The organism is Pseudomonas sp. C9 (genome assembly GCF_002000165.1).
Taxonomy (GTDB): Bacteria; Pseudomonadota; Gammaproteobacteria; order Pseudomonadales; family Pseudomonadaceae; genus Aquipseudomonas.
The window spans coordinates 3493594-3510229 of sequence record NZ_MPAK01000001.1; the positions used below are offsets into that span (position 1 = coordinate 3493594).

The window sequence follows — 16636 nt, forward strand, 5'->3', positions numbered from 1 at the left end:
GCTTCTCGTTGGAGAGCGGGGCTGGGTACTCGAAGGCTTAGGCGCCGTCTTGGTCTTTCAGGTGCTCGAACAAGCCTTTTGGCATTTTCTTGCCGTTCGCTTCGAAGTTGGCTTTCACGTTGTCGTAAGCCTCTTTCTCGTCGATGAAGCCATCGTGGTTGGTGTCGATCTTGTCGAAGTTGGACTTCGGCGCAACTTTCTGGAATTCCGCGCGGGATACCTTGCCGTCGCCATCGGTGTCGGTCTTGGCCATCGACGCATCGCCACACTTGCCTTCGCCACATTTGCCCTCAGGGGTTTTCACCACCTGTTCGGCCGAAGCCAGCAGATAGCCTTGAGTCAGCGGCTGCGAAGCGAATACGGTGCCGGTCAACATCATGCCACCGGCCAAGACAGCGCCAAGCAAACCGATAGTGTTTTTGGTGGTACGGGACATTTCAAATCTCCTGGGTTGCGCGACACAACCGTTCGATAAAGGACGCCACGTGAGTGCGGCGATAACCAGTGCAGGCGGGGTGCCTTGCTCGGGTGTGGCCATTTAGCGGGATGGGTGTATCGCTACTGTGTCGCGCAAGGGGGGAGTTTGTAAGCGAAGGGGTAAATCGCGGGGGCAGATACAGTGAGACACAGAAGTGTTCGCCGGTTAGACCGAGGCGCCTGCATCGCAGGCAAGCCACGCTCCTACATTGGATCTGCGTCGTGCACAGATCAATTGTGGGAGCGTGGCTTGCCCGCGATGAGGCCCTGGCTGACGCCGGAAACTTTAGTGCAGCTTGAGCCGAGGCTCAGTCCCGCGACCAATCTTGCTGCCCAGCATCAGCATCGCCGTGCGGAACGCGCCATACAGCGCCATCTGGTGCATGCGGTACAGCGACACGTAAAACATCCGCGCCAGCCAGCCTTCCAGCATCACGCTGCCGGTCAGGTTACCCATCAAGTTACCCACAGCCGAAAAACGCGACAGCGAGATCAATGAGCCGTAATCGGTGTACTTGTACGTCGGCAATGCCTTGCCTTCGATACGCAGCTTCAGCGATTTGGCCAGCAACGAAGCTTGCTGGTGCGCTGCCTGTGCACGCGGCGGCACATTACGGTCAGTGCCCGGTTGCGGGCAGGCCGCGCAGTCACCGAAGGCGAAGATGTTCTCGTCGCGCGTGGTTTGCAGGGTCGGCAGTACCTGCAGTTGATTGATGCGGTTGGTTTCCAGGCCGTCGATGTCCTTGAGGAAACCCGGTGCGCGAATGCCCGCCGCCCAGACTTTCAGGCTGGCATTGATCACTTTGCCATCGGCGGTGATCAGGCTGTCGGCCGTCACTTCACTGACCGCCGCATTGGTCATCACATTGACCCCTAGTTTCTCCAGGGTTTTATGCACAGGCCCACCGATACGTTCTGGCAGGGCGGGCAACACCCGTGGGCCGGCTTCGATCAGGGTGATGTGCATGTTTTCCGGTTTGATCCGGTCCAGGCCATAAGCGGCCAGCTCGTGAGCGGCGTTGTGCAGCTCGGCGGCCAGTTCCACGCCAGTGGCACCGGCGCCGACGATGGCCACGCTGATCTGTTCGACCTTGTCGGTTTGCCCGGCATGGGCACGCAGATAGTGGTTAAGCAGTTGCTGGTGGAAACGTTCGGCCTGTTTTCGGGTATCGAGGAACAGGCAGTGCTGCGCCGCGCCCTGAGTGCCGAAATCGTTGGTGGTGCTGCCGACGGAGATCACCAGCGAGTCGTAGGGCACTTCGCGGGCCGGGACCAATTCCAGGCCGGCCTCGTCATAGGTGGCGGCCAGCTGGATTTTCTTCTGCGTGCGGTCAAGCCCGCTCATGCGCCCCAGCTGGAACTCGAAGTGGTTCCATTTTGCCTGGGCAACATAATTGAGTTCGTCTTCGGAAGAGTTCAGCGACCCGGCCGCCACTTCATGCAGTAACGGCTTCCAGATGTGGGTCAGGTTCGCGTCGACCAGCATCACACTGGCCGTGCCACGCTTGCCCAGAGTCTTACCCAGACGGGTAGCCAACTCCAGACCGCCGGCGCCGCCGCCGACAATAACAATACGATGGGACATGGGGATAACTCGCAAGGCTAAAAGAAATCGGTGCAATTACCCGAGCGAGCGCGATGCGGCTCATAGCGTCAGGTAACTGATAAGTCGGCTCAAAAGGCCCAGACCAATGGTCACTGCCAACACCACCACCAGGAGCATCCACGGCCGGAAAGGCCGGCGCTCGACTCGGTGCTGGGACAGGTGCAGGTACTCTTCGACATGCTTCTGGTCGTCTGGGTTCAAGCGGCTGGTCATATAGGCCTCGTCAGTAGACGTTGCTGAATGTGTAGAAGCTACAGGCTGAGTTAACGAACGTTGAACGGAGCATAGCCGCTGTCCGGGATGGGCTCGACGCTCACCGTGTTGTCCAGTCGAATGATGCCACTTTGTAACACTCGGACGGTGATTCCGCCATGGCCGCGCACGGCCTGAAAGGTCCCGGGGCCGAGGTTGTGTTCAAGGCGCGCGCAGGGCTGGCACCAACCAGTGGTTTCAAAAATGGCCTGGCCGATTTTGAAGCGTCGGCCCTTGAGGCTGAACAGATTGATGCCGCTGACCACCAGGTTGCGCCGTAGGTCCTGCGGCAATACCGGTTGATCGTCGGGCCGGCCCATCAGCGAACTGATGGCGGCCAGGTGTTCCCATTGAATCAACGTCACCTGCCGCGCATTGCGCGCTCCGGGCCGGGCGTGATCGCCGGTCAAACCGGCTTCAAACCGCGCCTCCACAGCATCGAGTGCGATCATCGGCGAGCGTGATTGCGGGCGCACGCCGATCCAGCGTACGCGGCCGGTTTGCGGGACCTGCGCGATCAATTCCTGCAGTGGGCTCACAGGCTGATGCCGACATCGAAGACGATGCTGCGACCCAGGTTGTTGCGCAGGAAATCCGGGGCTTCGGGGTGCGCGAACAGCACCCGGGCGAATGTCGGGCCGACCAGCGATAACGAGCGCCAGCCTTGGCGCAAATATTCGGTCGGGGGTGGAAAGTGGCTATTGAGGTCCAGCACTTCGCGCTTGAGGCTGGCGAAGGCGATGATGTCGAGCTCCCCCAGGTCCATGCCACGTTCTTTGTAGTTGTGCGCTTTTTTGCGCAAGGTCGGCGCCAGTCTCAGCAAAAATTCATTGGCGGGGATGCGTTTGGGTTTGGCTTCACGTCGTACTAACTGACTCAACGAAAACGCGCTGCGGCGACGTTGCAACTCGTCGCGCCATTCGTCGTTCAGGCGCCGGCCCTCATCGAGCACGAAGAACACTTCGAAATTCGCCTCGCGAAACAGCACGTCCGGCGGCTCGCCGGCCGGGGCGAATTCGTCGGCGCGGTAGGGAATGTTCAAGCCTTGCAGCAGGCGCTGGCATACCCAACGCTCCCGCTCCCATTTGCGGGCATTGGAGAGGAACGCGTTGGCTTGCTCGGCCGCGATGGTCAGCAGGCGTAAATAATCTGAGTCATCCATAGGCCCAAGCTTAGCGTTCAAATGCGACAAGCAGAAAGCGTTTACCGGCAATGGACGTCACTGGGCAGTCTGAAAGAGCGGTGTAGACTGATGGCCATCATGCAGAAGCGATAGGACAAGGGGATGAATGTGAAATATTGGCCGGTGTTGCTGCTCGGATTTCTGCCCTTGTGGGCCCAGGCGCTGGAAGTGGGCGAGCGGCTGGCGCCCTGGACCTTGCTCGATCAGTACGACCAGGCGTTTACACTGGATAATCAGACCAAGACTCAGACGCTGCTGGTGGCGCGAAGTATGGATGCCGCCAAACTGGTAGAGGCTGCGCTGCAAGGCCAGCCAAAAGGCTATCTGGAGGCGCGGCACGTCGTATTTTTAGCGGACATTCAGCGCATGCCACGGTTGATCGCGAAGATGGTTGCCATTCCGGCCATGCGTGATTACTCCTACCGGGTAATGCTGGACCGTGAGGGGCGTGTGGCGCCGCGCTACCCTGGGGCTGAGGACAAAGTACTGTGGTTGCAACTCAAGGACGGCCAATTGTTGGCACAACACGAATATGCCACGGCCGCGCAACTGCATGAGGCGCTAGAGAAGGCCCGGCCATGATCGGCGCCGAGCTGCTGTCACCCGAAACGCTGACAGTCGGCTGGCTGATCTTTGTGCCCATCGTGCTCTGGGCCATCTGGCGTGCGCCCTGGGTTGAGCTGTTCACCGACAGTCGCCGCCAGCATTTGCTGTTTGGCACGGTGTTCGCGCTGTTTATGCTGTGGCTGGTGCGACGGGATTTCGACACCGGCGTGTCTTATCACTTCATCGGCATGACGGCCGTGACCTTGTTGCTGGATTGGCCGTTGGCAATCGTCGGCGGCTTGATTGCGCAGTTCGGGCTGGTGTTGCTCGGGCGTCAGGACCTGGTCGCTATCGGCGTAAACGGGGCGTTGCTGATTTTGCTGCCCGTGTGGGTTACCGAGTGCATCGCCATCCTGGTGGAGCGTGCACAACCGCGTAATCCCTTTGTGTATATCTTCTGTTCCGGTTTTTTTGCCGCCGCGCTGTCGGCATTGTTGTGCCTGCTGCTGGCGCTGTTTGTGTTGTGGTACGACGAACGCTTTGCCATGCCGTATTGGCTGGAAGATTTTGTCGGCTATCTGTGGCTGCTGATTTTTCCGGAAGCGTTCATCAACGGCATGCTGGTCAGCGCACTGGTGGTGTTTTGCCCCGAGTGGCTGGAGACGTTCAACCGCACACGCTATCTTTCAGCACCCTGGAATGACGACGATCCGAAGTCTTGATCCGCATCAAATCTTTCTGACGCGGGTGAACTCATGCTCGGCAAAACCTTCAGGAGCATGGGCATGAGTGTTTACGAATGGGCACGGCAGGAGTTGCGTCAGAGTCTGGATGGGGCGCAGGAGGTGGGATTTGATCCGGGCTTGAGCTTGCGCGCCCTGCTCAGTGCCGTGGTGCAGCAGAGTAAAGCGGTGCGCAGTGCCGAAGACCTGGCCGACGAGTTGCGTTTTCTCGCGGAAAACCTCGATGACGGCCAGGACTACGGTTTTACGCGGCCTTGAACATCAGTGGCGCGGTTCGAAATCTTCGCTGAACATTTCGTCTTCGGCGTCCGGGCTGACGGGAATCTTGTGTTCTTCCGATGCCCACGCCCCGAGGTCGATCAGTTTGCAGCGATCCGAGCAGAACGGCCGGAAGGTGCTCTCGGCACTCCATTCAACAGGAGCGCCACAGGTTGGGCATTGGACGGTTGGGGTCTGGCTCATGACTGGCCTCCACGCAAAGTAAGGTAAAAGTGATGCAGGCGTTCGACCTCGCTGTGCAGCCAGGCGAGGTCACGGTCGTTGACCACGACGTCGTCGGCATGGCTCACGCGGTCCTGGCGGCTGGACTGGGCCTTGAGGATCGCCTGGACCTGTTGCTCGCTGGTCTGGTCACGCTGCAAGGTGCGTTCGATCTGTAGTTTTTCAGGGGCATCGATCACCAGGACACGTTGGGTCATGGCGTACTGCCCGGATTCGATCAGCAGCGGTGAAACCAGAATCGCGTAAGGCGATTGTGCCTTGGCTAGATTGTGAGCAATTTCTTCACCGATCAACGGATGCAACAAGCCTTCGAGCCACCGGCGTTCCTCCGGCACTTCAAAAATCAAGCTGCGCAGAGCCGCGCGATCCAGTTGCCCGTCGGCTTGCAGCACGCCGGGGCCGAAGTGTTCGGCGATGGCGGCCAGCGCCGGGCGACCCGGTTCCACCACCCAGCGCGCCGCGTGATCGGCGTCCACGACATGGATGCCCAGGTCGATGAAGTGCTGGGCAGCGGCGCTTTTGCCGCTGCCGATGCCGCCGGTCAGGCCAAGAATCCAGGGTTTTTCCACAGGGGTATTCATTTCAAACCGACAAACTGCCAATAGAAGTCGGTTATTTGACCACCCCAGAGCAAGGCAATCCAGCCGGCAATCGCCAGATAGGGGCCGAAGGGGATCGGTGTCGATGTATTCGCATTGCGCAAACGCAGCAAAATCACGCCGACGAATGCCCCCACGAGCGATGACAGCAGAATCGTCAGAGGCAAAATCTGCCAGCCGCCCCAGGCCCCCAGCATGGCCAGCAACTTGAAATCACCGTGGCCAATCCCGTCTTTGCCGGTGAGCAGCTTGAACAGCCAGTACACCGTCCACAACACCATGTACCCGGCCACTGCTCCCCACAGGGCTTCATGCAATGGCACGAAAACCCCGAAGCTGTTGACGATCAACCCCAACCACAACAGCGGCAGCACCAACACGTCCGGCAGCAATTGGTGCTCGGCGTCGATCAGGCTCATCGCCAGCAATCCCCAACTCAGGACCAGCACCGTGCCGGCCTGCCAACCGAAACCGAAATGCCAGGCGATAAACGCCGAGAGCAGGCCGCAGGCCAGTTCAGTCAGCGGGTAGCGCTTGCTGATCGGTGCGCTGCAGTTTGAACACCGCCCCCTTAAAAACAGGTAACTGAGCACCGGAACGTTTTCCCATGGGCGAATTCGATGGTCGCAATGCGGGCAATGGGAATGGGGCAGCATCAAATTGTAGGGTGGGCCTGGTGCTTCGGCGGGGACACCGAGCACGTCATGGGCCTGCAACCGCCATTCGCGGTTGAGCATTTTCGGCAGGCGCCAGACCACCACATTGAGGAAACTGCCCACCAGCAGACCTACAACCAGTGCAATGGCCACGAACGCCAGCGGATAAACAGTCAGGATTTCATTCAAGGGCATGTCAGATCGCTGAGCCGAGTTGGAAGATGGGCAGGTACATTGCAACCACCAGGCCTCCGACGATAACACCGAGCACGACCATGATGAACGGCTCCATCAGGCTGGTGAGGTTATCGACCATGTTGTCCACTTCGTCCTCATAGAAACTCGCGACTTTGTCGAGCATGTCATCCAGTGCGCCGGACTCTTCGCCAATCGCTGTCATCTGAATCGCCATGTTGGGGAAGATGCCCGAGGTGCGCATGGAGAAGTTCAACTGCATGCCGGTCGACACGTCCTGCCTGATCCGCAGCACCGCACGCTTGAACACAATGTTGCCAGTGGCGCCGGCCACGGACTCCAGCGCTTCGACCAGCGGGACACCTGCGGCAAAGGTGGTCGACAGCGTACGGGCGTAACGGGCCACGGCAGATTTGTACATCAGCGTGCCAATCAGCGGCAGCTTCAACAGCCAGGTGTCCGTCCAGTCGCGAAACCCGGGGGACTTCCTGAAAGCGTGGCGCACACCGAAAATGCCCGCGATCAACCCGCCGAGCAGCGCCCACCACCACTGCTGCATGAACGCCGAAAGGCCGATGACCATCACGGTGAACGCCGGCAGTTCAGCGCCAAACCCTTTGAACACCGACTCGAACTGGGGCACCACCTTGACCAGCAGAATCCCCGTGACAATGATCGCGACAAACACCACCGCGAGCGGGTAGGTCATGGCTTTCTTGATCTTGGCCTTGAGGCTTTCGCTCTTTTCCTTGTAGGTGGCCACCCGTTCCAACAGGGTATCGAGAGCGCCAGCCTGCTCGCCGGCGTCCACCAGGTTGCAGTAGAGCTCATCGAAATACTGCGGCTTCTTGCGCAGGGACGCGGCGAAGCTGTTACCGGCCGCGACTTCCTGTTTCACCTCGTCCACCAGTTTGCGCATGGCCGGGTTATCGAAGCCTTCGCCGATAATGTCGAATGACTGCAGCAGCGGCACGCCCGCTTTCATCATGGTCGCCATCTGCCGGGTGAACAGGGCAATGTCCTGGGGCTTGATGCGTTTGCCGACGCTGAAAATCGAGGCGGATTTCTTGCGTACCTTGCCGGGATTGATGCCTTGCTTGCGCAGTTGGGCCTTGATCAACGCCGGGTTCTGGCCGCTCAACTCGCCTGTCATTCGGGTGCCTTTGCGGTCTGTGCCTTCCCAGGCATAGACGCTGATTTTTGCTGCTTTGACCGCCATGTTCAGTCCTTGGTGACCCGGTTGATTTCTTCAAGGCTGGTGACGCCTTGCATGGCCTTGAGCAGGCCCGAGGTGCGCAAGTCGTTGAAACCGTCCTTGCGCATCTGGCTGTCGATTTGCAGTGAGTTGCCCTCGGCCATGATCAGCCGTTGCAGGTCCTTGGTGTTCTTCACCACTTCATAAATCCCGACGCGCCCTTTGTAGCCGTTGTTGCACTGATCGCAACCGACCGGCTCATAGATCGCGAATGAGCCGATGCGTTCCTCGGGGAAACCTTCCTTGAGCAGCGTTTCACGAGGGACGTCGATGGATTGCTTGCAGTGGTTGCACAATTTGCGCGCCAGACGCTGGGCGATGATCAGGGTGACCGAGGTGGCGATGTTGAAGCCCTGAATGCCCATGTTATGCAGACGGGTCAAGGTTTCGGCGGCGCTGTTGGTGTGCAGGGTGGACAGCACCAGATGCCCGGTCTGCGCGGCTTTGATGGCGATTTCGGCGGTTTCCAGATCGCGGATTTCGCCCACCATGATCACGTCCGGGTCCTGGCGCAGGAACGAACGCAGCGCCTGGGCGAAATCCAGCCCCTGCTTGGGATTGACGTTGACCTGGTTGATGCCTTCCATGTTGATCTCCACCGGGTCTTCGGCGGTGGAAATATTGATGTCCACGGTGTTGAGGATATTCAAGCCGGTGTAGAGCGACACGGTCTTGCCCGAGCCGGTGGGCCCGGTGACCAGAATCATGCCCTGTGGCTGCTTCAGGGCGGCCATGTACAAGTCTTTCTGGTCGGACTCGTAGCCGAGGGCATCAATGCCCATTTGCGCGCTGGACGGGTCGAGGATCCGGATCACCACTTTCTCGCCCCATAGCGTCGGCAGGGTATTGACCCGGAAATCAATCGACTTGCTCTTGGACAGGCGCATTTTTATCCGCCCGTCCTGAGGTTTGCGGCGCTCGGAAATGTCGAGGCTGGCCATGACTTTGAGCCGCGCCGCAATGCGGTTGGCCAATTGAGTGGGCGGCTTGGCCACTTCGCGCAACATGCCGTCGGTGCGCATCCGCACCCGGTATGTTTTTTCATAGGGCTCGAAGTGCAGGTCGGACGAGCCGCTCTTGATCGCGTCGAGCAGCATTTTGTGGACGAAACGCACGACGGGCGCATCGTCGGCATCCTGTCCGGCAATAGCGTCCTTTTTGTTGTCATCGACCGACTCGATGTCCAGCCCGTCGAGATCGACATCTGCCATGTCTTCCAGGCCACTGGCATGGCTGTCGAAGAATTTCTCGATGGCATCGCTGAGCTTGTCGTCCTCCACCAGGATGGCTTCGGTGTTCAGCCCGGTGCTGAACTGGATGTCATTGATCGCCTGATGATTGGTCGGGTCGGAAACCCCCACGAACAACTTGTTGCCGCGTCGCCAGAGAGGCAGCGCATGGTGCTGGCGGATCAGCTTTTCGCTGACCAGTCCTTTGGGCTGGGTTTCCTTGTCCAGGCAATAGAGGTCCAGCAGCGCCATGCCGAAATGCTCCGAGGCAATCTCGGCGATTTGTCGACTCTTCGCCAGATTGTTCTGTACCAGGTAACTGACCAGGGAAATCTTGTTGCGTTGGGCTTGCTGATACGCCTGTTGCGCGCTTTTGTCAGTGAGCAGCTCGGCCAGGACCAATTGCTTGGCCAGACCGCTTAGGGCGATGTCGTTCATGGGGATACCGGACACAGACAGTTCAAGACTTATAGCCTAGTCAAGGCGCTGAACCAAACCAGCGGCGTTGAGGTGACAAAAAGTGTCAGATAGTGCGGTTGCAGGGGGCTCGAAAGCCCTTCGGCTCGACTTCGCGCCCCGCCAGCAGGGGCTCTGGCGCTTGGCATGGGCTGTGCTGATGCTCTTGCAGATCATGAGATTTCAACTCATGCATGGAGCGTGTCTATGAAGACTCAGAAAGGTTTTACCCTGATCGAACTGCTGATCGTGGTGGCGATCATCGGGATTCTGGCGACGTTTGCGTTGCCGATGTATTCCAAATATCAGGCTCGGGCGAAAGTGACGGCAGGCTTGGCCGAGATTTCCGCCATGAAGGTTCCGTATGAAGATGTGATCAACCAGGGGACTGCGCCAACGGTGGCCAACGTGGCGCCGGCGGGCAATGCCACCACCAGCAATTGCACGGTCGCAGTGACAGGTACGGTTGCCACGGGTGCCGGCACCATCACGTGCACGATCTTGAATGCACCGGGGCCCGTGTTGAGCAAGACCATCACATTGACCCGTGATGCCGCCAATGGCTGGTCGTGTACCAGCACTGCTCAACAAGACTACGTGCCTAAAGGCTGCACGGGTTCCGCTACGTAAACGCTGAGATCCGGCACAGCCCCGCTTCTAAGGACACGGGGCTTTGTTTGCTTGCGAATGTCTTGCAGACACAGAAAAAAAGCCAAAAAATTCAGCGTGTTAGGAACTTTGTGAAAACCCGCATGTTGCATGCAGAGATTTACCAGGTCATGCATTTTGCATGATTTCGAAAATGGATAGAATTTGTAAGTTATTGATTTATAAGAATTTGTTAGTTGTTTCAAAGTTGGCACAGCGTTCGCAATATCCCCAGTAACCCTGCTGAGAAGACAACCAGCAGACTTTCTAGAAAAACAGGAGTTACTCGTATGAAGAAGTTCGCTATCGCTGCCGCTACTGCTACCGCGCTGACCCTGACCCTGGCCAACGCAGCATTCGCGCAGACCACCACCACTCAAGCCCCTTTGACATTGGCTTCTGGTGAGGCTGCCAAGGTCGAGGAAGCTACTTCCGATACCTGGATCACCACCAAAGTTAAAAGCGACCTGCTGACTGAAAAAGGTATTCCTGGCACCGACATCAAAGTCGAAACCAACAAAGGTGTTGTGTCCCTGTCGTCCACGGTTGCCGTGACTGATTCTCAGAAAGCCACCGCTGTGGCGATCACCAAGAAAATCAAAGGCGTCAAAGCGGTCTCCGCTGACGGCCTGAAAGCCGAGTAAGGCAAGACTTCTCGCCTGGACCGGGAGAAGGTGTGGCAGACGGGCTGAGCAATACGCCTGCCGCTTCTTGGGAGTTCATGCGAACGGCCATAAGGATGTGGCCATTACAGGCCTCCGACATTCGTGTCGGGGGCCTGTTCTATATGGGCAACACAAAACAACTGTGGGAGCGAGCTTGCTCGCGATGAGGGCATAACATTCAACATCCAGGTTGACTGTTAGACCGCCATCGCGAGCAAGCTCGCTCCCACATTTTTGATTGTGGCAACTTGAGGGTGTGGGGATTTAATTGCCGCGTTTGCTGGTGATTTGGGTCAGGCGATTGCCTTCAAAACGCAGGAACTGGTACATCCCGCCGTTGGGCCCGTAGGTCCATTCCTCCACCTGGAACTCTTCACGTCGATTGGCACTGCGTTTGTACCCGAGCAAATCGCGGCTGACCGGTTCTCCGCATTTCTGCAGCACTTCGCTGGACCTGTCGCCGACGCTGATCAATTGACTGCCACAGCGCAAGGTGTCGGCCGCGGAGGCTTGGCTGGCGCCCATCACCAGCACCAGGCCTGAGAGCAATCGCCTGACCTTCACTCGGCGTCCAGATGCATCGGCGTCACCACCCGGCCATCACTTTCTGCTTCGCCAAGGCTGGCGTCGATGAAGTACACGCGGTCATCGGCCAACTGGCCCTTGTCGACCAGATAATCCTTGATGCTGCTGGCGCGGTCCTGACCCAACTGACGCAACAGCACATCGCTGGTACTCCAGAACTTGATCACGTCCGCACGCATTTTCGCGGTGCGATCTTCCTTGCCCAGGTCCTTCCATTCGGCGGGTGGCTGGGTCTTCAGGCGGGTGCGGTAGATGCCTTCCAGCAGCGGGCCTTTCTCGTTGTCCGGAACATCCAGCAATGAGGCCTGTGCCGGCACCTTGTCGCCACGACGCTGGAGCATTTTGTAGTAGTTGTACTGGTATTCCCGTTCCAGGCGTTGCTCGGCGATCAGCGGGCCATCGCTGCTCGCCGCCGCCGTGCCTTCGATTTCCAGGCGCAGGGCCGGGCGTTCCTTCAGGGCGTTGGACAGTTTGACCAATGCCGCTTCGGCATCCTTGCCCAGGTCGCTTGAACCCGGCGCGAATGACACGCTGCCCAAGTCTTCGGAACCGCCGCCACTGACCAGCCCGCCAATCATTTTGAACGGCGCAGCGGCCGCCTTGACGATCAGGTTGCGCAGGGTTTGCCAGATAATCGGCATGACGCTGAACTGCGGGTTATTGAGGTCACCGGTGACGGGCAATTCGATGGAAATCTTGCCGTCGACATCCTTGAGCAAGGCAATCGCCAGCTTCAACGGCAGGCTCACGGCATCCGGGCTGTCGACTTTTTCCCCTAGCTGCAATTGCTCGACCACCACTTTGTTTTCGGCCTTGAGCTGACCTTTGGTAATCAGGTAATGCACGTCGAGATTGAGCCGGCCCTTGCGGATGCGATACCCGGCAAATTTGCCGGAGTAAGGGGTGAGCGTGGTCAGCTCAACGCGTTTGAAACTGGTGGCGATGTCGAGGCTGGCCATCGGGTCGAATGGATTGACTGCGCCCTTGATCGTCACGGGTGCATAACGATCTACCTTGCCTTTCACATCAACGCTGGCCGGTTTTGGCTGACGGCTGTCGATGGTGCCGATCTGCCCGTTGAGCTGTTGCACAGCGGTGGCGAAGTTCGGGGTCAGGCTGAAGTCGGCGAAGTTGGCCGAACCGTCATTGATGGCAATGCCGCCGATGTGGATGCCCAGTGGTTTGCCGTTGCCGGCCGGTTTGGCCGCGGTGGTTTTCGCGCCGGTGTCGGGCGGTTGCGGGATCAACAAGTCATCAATGTTGGTGGTGCGATCTTCATTGATCATGAAGCGCACATAGGGCTGGAACAGGTTGACCTTGTCGATCGACAGGCTGTCACCGTGTTGATAGTTCAGGCCTTCGACCACCACCTGCTGCCACTTGAGAAAGTCCCGGGTTTTCAGGGTGTCGAGGGTGTGCAACTGATCGACCTGAGCGCGACCGGTGACGCTGAACGCCAGAGGCTCGGTGCTTTTCAGATCGACTGCCAGATCACTGCCGAGCATGCCGCTGCGCAGTTCCAGGCGAATGAACGGGGTGATGTATGACTGGGCGACACGCAGGTCGATGTCTTTGGTCTGCACCTTCAGTTTGGCGCTGATCGGGGCGAGATTGACCACGCCGTCTGCCAACACCTTGCCCTGCTTGCCCAGGCCGGTGTCGAGCTTGAGATTGAAAGGCGAGCCATTGAGGCTGTCGAAGTTCTGCAGGTCCAGGTTCAACGGGCCCACTTCCAGCGCGACGGCGGGTTGCGCCTTGCGGTCGGCCAGGTGCACCTGGTAATCGCGCAGTTGCACGTCTTTGAGCAGCACTTGCCACGGTTTGCTCGGTGGCGCAGGTTCCGGTTTCGGTGAGTCGGCAGCCGCGGGTGTACTGGCCGGTTCGGCCTTGGCTTTGGCAGCGGGTTTGGATGGCTGGCTGGCGAGCAGTTTTTGCCAGTCAAGTTGCCCGTCGGCTTCGAGGGCGGCCCAGGTTTCCAGTTTGTGGCTGCGGACTTTGCCGACCACCACTTGTTGCTTGGCCAGGTCCACGGTGGTGTCGCTGATGTCCAATCGTTCGAGCTTCACCAGCGGCCGCCCGTCCGGGGCCTTGATCGCGAAAGGCGCGACGCTGACAGCGACATTGCTCAACAGCAGTTCGGTTTCCTTGGACAGATTGAGCTTGTAGTCGGTGCTGAGGCTCATGATGCCGCTTTCGAGGTCCAGGGGGACTGCGTCGCGGACATAGGGCCAGAAGGCTTTCATCTTGCCATCGGTGATTTTCAGCTTACCTTCGGAGGCGAGCGGGATCAGGCTGAAGTTGCCGGTCCAGTCGATCTGTCCGCCGTTGGGGCCGATGGCCACCAAGGTCATGTCGGCGCTGTCTTCGGGCAGGGTGCTGAGGTTTTTCAGCTCAAAGTCGAGTTTGTCGTAGAGAAACTCGATGGGTTCGCTGGGCCGGGCATCTTCAAAGTGCAAGGCGCCGCCCGCCAGCTGGATCCGCTCGATGCGCAGTGGAAACGGCTTGGCATCCGGGTCGGCGGGGGTGGGTTCGCTTGCTGGCAGTTTGAACAGCCCAAGCAGATTGAGCTTGCCGTCCTTGCCGAAGAGGATTTCAGTCTTGAGTTTGTCCAGTTCGATATCGGACAGATGCACGGCCTTGGTCCAGAGGCTGTCGATTTGCAGGTTGGCGTACAGGCGTTCGAAGCCGATCTGTTCCTTGCCCGGCTCGCCGATGACCAGGCCCCAAAGGGTCACTTCAAGGCTGAACGGGTTGAGTTCGATACGCTGGAGGTGGGCGGGCACCGTGGCGTAGTTGGCCAATTGTTGGTTGGCAACCCGCAAGGCGATGCCCGGTAAAATCAGAAACCCCAGCAAGCTGTAGAGAGCCAGAGCAGTCAACAAGGCGCCGATAGCGCGAATCAATCCTTTGGGCATGTGCGGCTTCATCTGTCTGAATCGGAGTGCCTTGGAGTATGGCATGCGATTGCCGTTCCGAAGTAACCACGCTTTGCAGGATTTGTCTGAATTTTTGGGTGAATGTCAGAGCTGCAGAATCAGCGTTTTCAGCGGCGGCTGCTGATCCATCGACGGGAAATCAGCGCCCGGTGTCATCACTGTCCACTCGCGCACCGGTCGCCCGGCTTTCTCTGCGCAGCGCAATACCTGTTCGCGCCAATCGTCCATGCTGACCTTTGCCAGGTTGTTGCAACAGATCAGCACGCCATTGTCGGCAGTGGTCAGTAGTGCGGGTTTGAGCAGGCTCTGGTAGTCGCGTAGCAGGTCGACGGTGCCGAAAGCACTCTTGGCCCAGGCGGGCGGGTCGAGCAGCACCAGGTCATATTGACGCTGTTCCAGGCGCTGATAACTCGGCAATTTCTGCCCACGGCGTTGACTGATGGGCAGCCCCGCCAGTTGGCGGATCGCCGGGAAGTAGTCGGACTGGATGAATTCCATGGTGGGCAATTGCGGATTGAGCAGCCCATTCTCACGGCCGACTGCCAGGTTGCCCTCGGCGAAATCCAGGTTGCACACCTCGCGGGCTTCCCCGGCCGCCGCACTCAGCCCGACGCCACAGGTGTAGGCAAACAGGTTGAGCACGCTTTTGTTCTGGCTGTGTGCTTTGACCCAGCCACGGGTGTTGCGCAGGTCGAGGAATAGCAAAGGGTCCTGGCCGGCATGGCGCCCGCGAACCCGGTAGTTCAGGCCCCACTCGTGGCCGACCAAATCCTGAAGCGCGGCTTCATCGGCCTGGTAGACGGTGTCTTCGCGGTCGATGCGCGAATTGCCACGGGAGCGGTCGTTGTAGACCAACAGGGTTTCCAGGCCCAGGTGTTGATTTATGGCGTCGTGCAATTGCAGCAGGGCGTCGCGTTCCAGAGACTGGTGAAAGCTTTGCACCAGCAGTTGCGGACCATAGCGGTCGATGGTCAGGCCGCCGGCGCCTTCCTGGCTGCCGTGGAATAGGCGATAGCAATCGGTGCCTTGCTGATGCAGTTCGGCAAGCAGGTCCTGGCGATGTTCGAGGGCGGCGCGCAGCGCCTGATTCAAGGAAGACATGCTGGGCGCCTTGCAGGAGGGAATTTGGCGCGGGAGTTTAACAGCATTGCACCTGATCCCGAGCCACTGATCGTTCCCACGCGGAGCGTTGGAACGATCAATCGTCAGGTCAACAGCCCCATCCGCCGCTTCGCCCGCTGCACCGAGCCATTGCGCACTGCCCAGCGCAGCATCGGTGCACTGCGGTTGACGCTGGCGCGGATCAGTTTGCGTTGCAGTGGATTCTGGCTGACGCCGAGCATGGCACTGGCCCAGTCCGGTAGCAGATCGATACCCGCCTGCATCATCAAACCGCCAAAAGGCTTGGCCAAACGGCTGGGGGAGGGCGCGCTCAGCAGCAACCGCAACACTTCCCGGCTGCGTTCGTCGCACAGCAACTGAGGGCGAATGCGCGCAAGGTAATCGGCAATGGCCTGTCGCGAGCGGGGTACATCGCGGGCACCCAGGCGTTCGGCAACGAGGGCGATTTCTGCGTAGTAGCGATCCTGATCGGCCAGCGACAGCGCCGGATTGCGGTAACGCAAATGCGCGGCGAGAAAGTTGCTGACCTCGGCCACATGCACCCAGGTCAGCAAGTCTGGATCACTGGCGGCGTAGGGGCGTCCGTCCGGTGCCGTACCGGTGACTTGCAGGTGGATGGTGCGGACTTTCTCGATCAGCCAGTCGGCATCCTTTCGCGAACCAAACGTGGTGCCAGAGATGAACTGCCCGGTGCGGCGCAGTCGGCCGAGCATGTCCTCGCGAAAATTCGAATGATCCCAGACCCCGGCCAGCGCCAGTGGATGCAGGGCTTGCAGCATCAGGGCGCTGATGCCGCCAATGAGCATGCTGCTGAAATCGCCGTGCACTTGCCAACTCACCGAGTCGGGGCCGAACAGGCCGGGATCACCTTTGGGATTTTCCAGATCGAGCTTGCCCAGTGACAGACCGCTCAGGCTCATGATTTGGGTTTCGATGCGGGTACGGATGAATTCCATGGCGACTCAGTGGCGAAAAAAAGGCG

General features: G+C 59.1%; 19 protein-coding genes. 5 read left to right on the top strand and 14 right to left on the bottom strand.

All coding sequences use genetic code 11. The features are described from left to right. Positions 1-37: 37 nt before the first annotated feature. The 5 genes from BMS17_RS16335 to BMS17_RS16355 all read right to left on the bottom strand — a co-directional run bounded on the left by BMS17_RS16335 (position 38) and on the right by BMS17_RS16355 (position 3497). Positions 38-436, bottom strand: coding sequence for a hypothetical protein (locus BMS17_RS16335; RefSeq protein WP_077431244.1), 399 nt, complete (start codon positions 434-436; stop codon positions 38-40). 327 nt (positions 437-763) lie between these two features. After that, positions 764-2062, bottom strand: coding sequence for an NAD(P)/FAD-dependent oxidoreductase (locus BMS17_RS16340; RefSeq protein ID WP_046028521.1), 1299 nt, complete (start codon positions 2060-2062; stop codon positions 764-766). 60 nt (positions 2063-2122) lie between these two features. After that, complete coding sequence (locus BMS17_RS16345) at positions 2123-2296, bottom strand: DUF3094 domain-containing protein (protein WP_032830895.1); 174 nt, start codon at positions 2294-2296, stop codon at positions 2123-2125. A gap of 50 nt (positions 2297-2346) precedes the next feature. Continuing rightward, complete coding sequence (locus BMS17_RS16350) at positions 2347-2874, bottom strand: MOSC domain-containing protein (protein ID WP_077431245.1); 528 nt, start codon at positions 2872-2874, stop codon at positions 2347-2349. Continuing rightward, complete coding sequence (locus tag BMS17_RS16355; protein WP_046028518.1) at positions 2871-3497, bottom strand: DUF1780 domain-containing protein; 627 nt, start codon at positions 3495-3497, stop codon at positions 2871-2873. Before BMS17_RS16355 ends, BMS17_RS16350 begins: the two co-directional genes overlap by 4 nt. Positions 3498-3626: 129 nt before the next feature. Here BMS17_RS16355 and BMS17_RS16360 point away from each other — a divergent pair, with 129 nt between their 5' ends. The 3 genes from BMS17_RS16360 to BMS17_RS16370 all read left to right on the top strand — a co-directional run bounded on the left by BMS17_RS16360 (position 3627) and on the right by BMS17_RS16370 (position 5065). After that, positions 3627-4100 (top strand): FAD/FMN-containing dehydrogenase, encoded by a 474-nt coding sequence (locus tag BMS17_RS16360; RefSeq protein ID WP_077432188.1) that lies wholly within the window; start codon positions 3627-3629, stop codon positions 4098-4100. After that, entirely contained in the window at positions 4097-4786 is a 690-nt protein-coding gene (locus BMS17_RS16365; protein ID WP_077431246.1) for an energy-coupling factor ABC transporter permease, read from the top strand. Before BMS17_RS16360 ends, BMS17_RS16365 begins: the two co-directional genes overlap by 4 nt. Before the next feature lie 63 nt (positions 4787-4849). Continuing rightward, positions 4850-5065 (top strand): hypothetical protein, encoded by a 216-nt coding sequence (locus BMS17_RS16370; RefSeq protein ID WP_046028516.1) that lies wholly within the window; start codon positions 4850-4852, stop codon positions 5063-5065. Positions 5066-5068: 3 nt separating this feature from the next. Here the strand turns inward: BMS17_RS16370 and yacG are convergent, their stop codons facing one another. From yacG to pilB, 5 genes are read right to left on the bottom strand one after another with little or no spacing between them, the layout of a single operon-like run. Further along, entirely contained in the window at positions 5069-5269 is a 201-nt protein-coding gene (gene yacG, locus BMS17_RS16375; RefSeq protein WP_046028515.1) for a DNA gyrase inhibitor YacG, read from the bottom strand. Then, entirely contained in the window at positions 5266-5889 is a 624-nt protein-coding gene (gene coaE / locus BMS17_RS16380; RefSeq protein WP_046028514.1) for a dephospho-CoA kinase, read from the bottom strand. The genes yacG and coaE overlap by 4 nt, the downstream gene beginning before the upstream one ends. Next, a complete protein-coding gene (locus BMS17_RS16385; protein ID WP_077431247.1) occupies positions 5886-6758 on the bottom strand; it encodes an A24 family peptidase in 873 nt (290 codons plus the stop codon). Before BMS17_RS16385 ends, coaE begins: the two co-directional genes overlap by 4 nt. A 1-nt stretch (position 6759) precedes the next feature. Next, a complete protein-coding gene (locus BMS17_RS16390) occupies positions 6760-7977 on the bottom strand; it encodes a type II secretion system F family protein (RefSeq protein WP_077431248.1) in 1218 nt (405 codons plus the stop codon). A gap of 2 nt (positions 7978-7979) precedes the next feature. Continuing rightward, positions 7980-9680, bottom strand: coding sequence for a type IV-A pilus assembly ATPase PilB (gene pilB / locus BMS17_RS16395; RefSeq protein WP_046028511.1), 1701 nt, complete (start codon positions 9678-9680; stop codon positions 7980-7982). A gap of 225 nt (positions 9681-9905) precedes the next feature. Here pilB and BMS17_RS16400 point away from each other — a divergent pair, with 225 nt between their 5' ends. Then, positions 9906-10328 (top strand): pilin, encoded by a 423-nt coding sequence (locus BMS17_RS16400; RefSeq protein ID WP_077431249.1) that lies wholly within the window; start codon positions 9906-9908, stop codon positions 10326-10328. Between the two features lie 308 nt (positions 10329-10636). Continuing rightward, the gene (locus BMS17_RS16405) at positions 10637-10990 is read left to right on the top strand and encodes a BON domain-containing protein (RefSeq protein ID WP_077431250.1); all 354 of its coding nucleotides are present in this window, start codon (positions 10637-10639) and stop codon (positions 10988-10990) included. A gap of 285 nt (positions 10991-11275) precedes the next feature. Here BMS17_RS16405 and BMS17_RS16410 read toward each other — a convergent pair whose 3' ends face one another. The 4 genes from BMS17_RS16410 to BMS17_RS16425 all read right to left on the bottom strand — a co-directional run bounded on the left by BMS17_RS16410 (position 11276) and on the right by BMS17_RS16425 (position 16610). Next, positions 11276-11536, bottom strand: a complete 261-nt coding sequence (locus BMS17_RS16410) for a DUF2845 domain-containing protein (RefSeq protein ID WP_046028862.1) — start codon at positions 11534-11536, stop codon at positions 11276-11278. A 35-nt stretch (positions 11537-11571) separates the two neighbouring features. Continuing rightward, positions 11572-14556 (bottom strand): DUF748 domain-containing protein, encoded by a 2985-nt coding sequence (locus BMS17_RS16415; protein WP_077431251.1) that lies wholly within the window; start codon positions 14554-14556, stop codon positions 11572-11574. 60 nt (positions 14557-14616) lie between these two features. Further along, positions 14617-15633: a class I SAM-dependent rRNA methyltransferase gene (locus BMS17_RS16420; protein WP_077431252.1), complete on the bottom strand. Its 1017-nt coding sequence runs from the start codon at positions 15631-15633 to the stop codon at positions 14617-14619. 104 nt (positions 15634-15737) lie between these two features. After that, on the bottom strand, positions 15738-16610 hold the full coding sequence (locus tag BMS17_RS16425; protein WP_077431253.1) for an oxygenase MpaB family protein: 873 nt from the start codon (positions 16608-16610) through the stop codon (positions 15738-15740). Positions 16611-16636 lie beyond the last annotated feature (26 nt).

Excerpts from the sequence above, each read along its gene's own strand:
- BMS17_RS16335 (WP_077431244.1), bottom strand. The coding sequence starts at position 436 with ATGTCCCGTACCACCAAAAACACTATCGGTTTGCTTGGCGCTGTCTTG.
- BMS17_RS16340 (WP_046028521.1), bottom strand. The coding sequence starts at position 2,062 with ATGTCCCATCGTATTGTTATTGTCGGCGGCGGCGCCGGCGGTCTGGAG.
- BMS17_RS16345 (WP_032830895.1), bottom strand. The coding sequence starts at position 2,296 with ATGACCAGCCGCTTGAACCCAGACGACCAGAAGCATGTCGAAGAGTAC.
- BMS17_RS16355 (WP_046028518.1), bottom strand. The coding sequence starts at position 3,497 with ATGGATGACTCAGATTATTTACGCCTGCTGACCATCGCGGCCGAGCAA.
- BMS17_RS16365 (WP_077431246.1), top strand. The coding sequence starts at position 4,097 with ATGATCGGCGCCGAGCTGCTGTCACCCGAAACGCTGACAGTCGGCTGG.
- BMS17_RS16370 (WP_046028516.1), top strand. The coding sequence starts at position 4,850 with ATGAGTGTTTACGAATGGGCACGGCAGGAGTTGCGTCAGAGTCTGGAT.
- yacG (WP_046028515.1), bottom strand. The coding sequence starts at position 5,269 with ATGAGCCAGACCCCAACCGTCCAATGCCCAACCTGTGGCGCTCCTGTT.
- coaE (WP_046028514.1), bottom strand. The coding sequence starts at position 5,889 with ATGAATACCCCTGTGGAAAAACCCTGGATTCTTGGCCTGACCGGCGGC.
- BMS17_RS16385 (WP_077431247.1), bottom strand. The coding sequence starts at position 6,758 with ATGCCCTTGAATGAAATCCTGACTGTTTATCCGCTGGCGTTCGTGGCC.
- BMS17_RS16390 (WP_077431248.1), bottom strand. The coding sequence starts at position 7,977 with ATGGCGGTCAAAGCAGCAAAAATCAGCGTCTATGCCTGGGAAGGCACA.
- pilB (WP_046028511.1), bottom strand. The coding sequence starts at position 9,680 with ATGAACGACATCGCCCTAAGCGGTCTGGCCAAGCAATTGGTCCTGGCC.
- BMS17_RS16400 (WP_077431249.1), top strand. The coding sequence starts at position 9,906 with ATGAAGACTCAGAAAGGTTTTACCCTGATCGAACTGCTGATCGTGGTG.
- BMS17_RS16405 (WP_077431250.1), top strand. The coding sequence starts at position 10,637 with ATGAAGAAGTTCGCTATCGCTGCCGCTACTGCTACCGCGCTGACCCTG.
- BMS17_RS16410 (WP_046028862.1), bottom strand. The coding sequence starts at position 11,536 with ATGGGCGCCAGCCAAGCCTCCGCGGCCGACACCTTGCGCTGTGGCAGT.
- BMS17_RS16415 (WP_077431251.1), bottom strand. The coding sequence starts at position 14,556 with ATGCCATACTCCAAGGCACTCCGATTCAGACAGATGAAGCCGCACATG.
- BMS17_RS16420 (WP_077431252.1), bottom strand. The coding sequence starts at position 15,633 with ATGTCTTCCTTGAATCAGGCGCTGCGCGCCGCCCTCGAACATCGCCAG.
- BMS17_RS16425 (WP_077431253.1), bottom strand. The coding sequence starts at position 16,610 with ATGGAATTCATCCGTACCCGCATCGAAACCCAAATCATGAGCCTGAGC.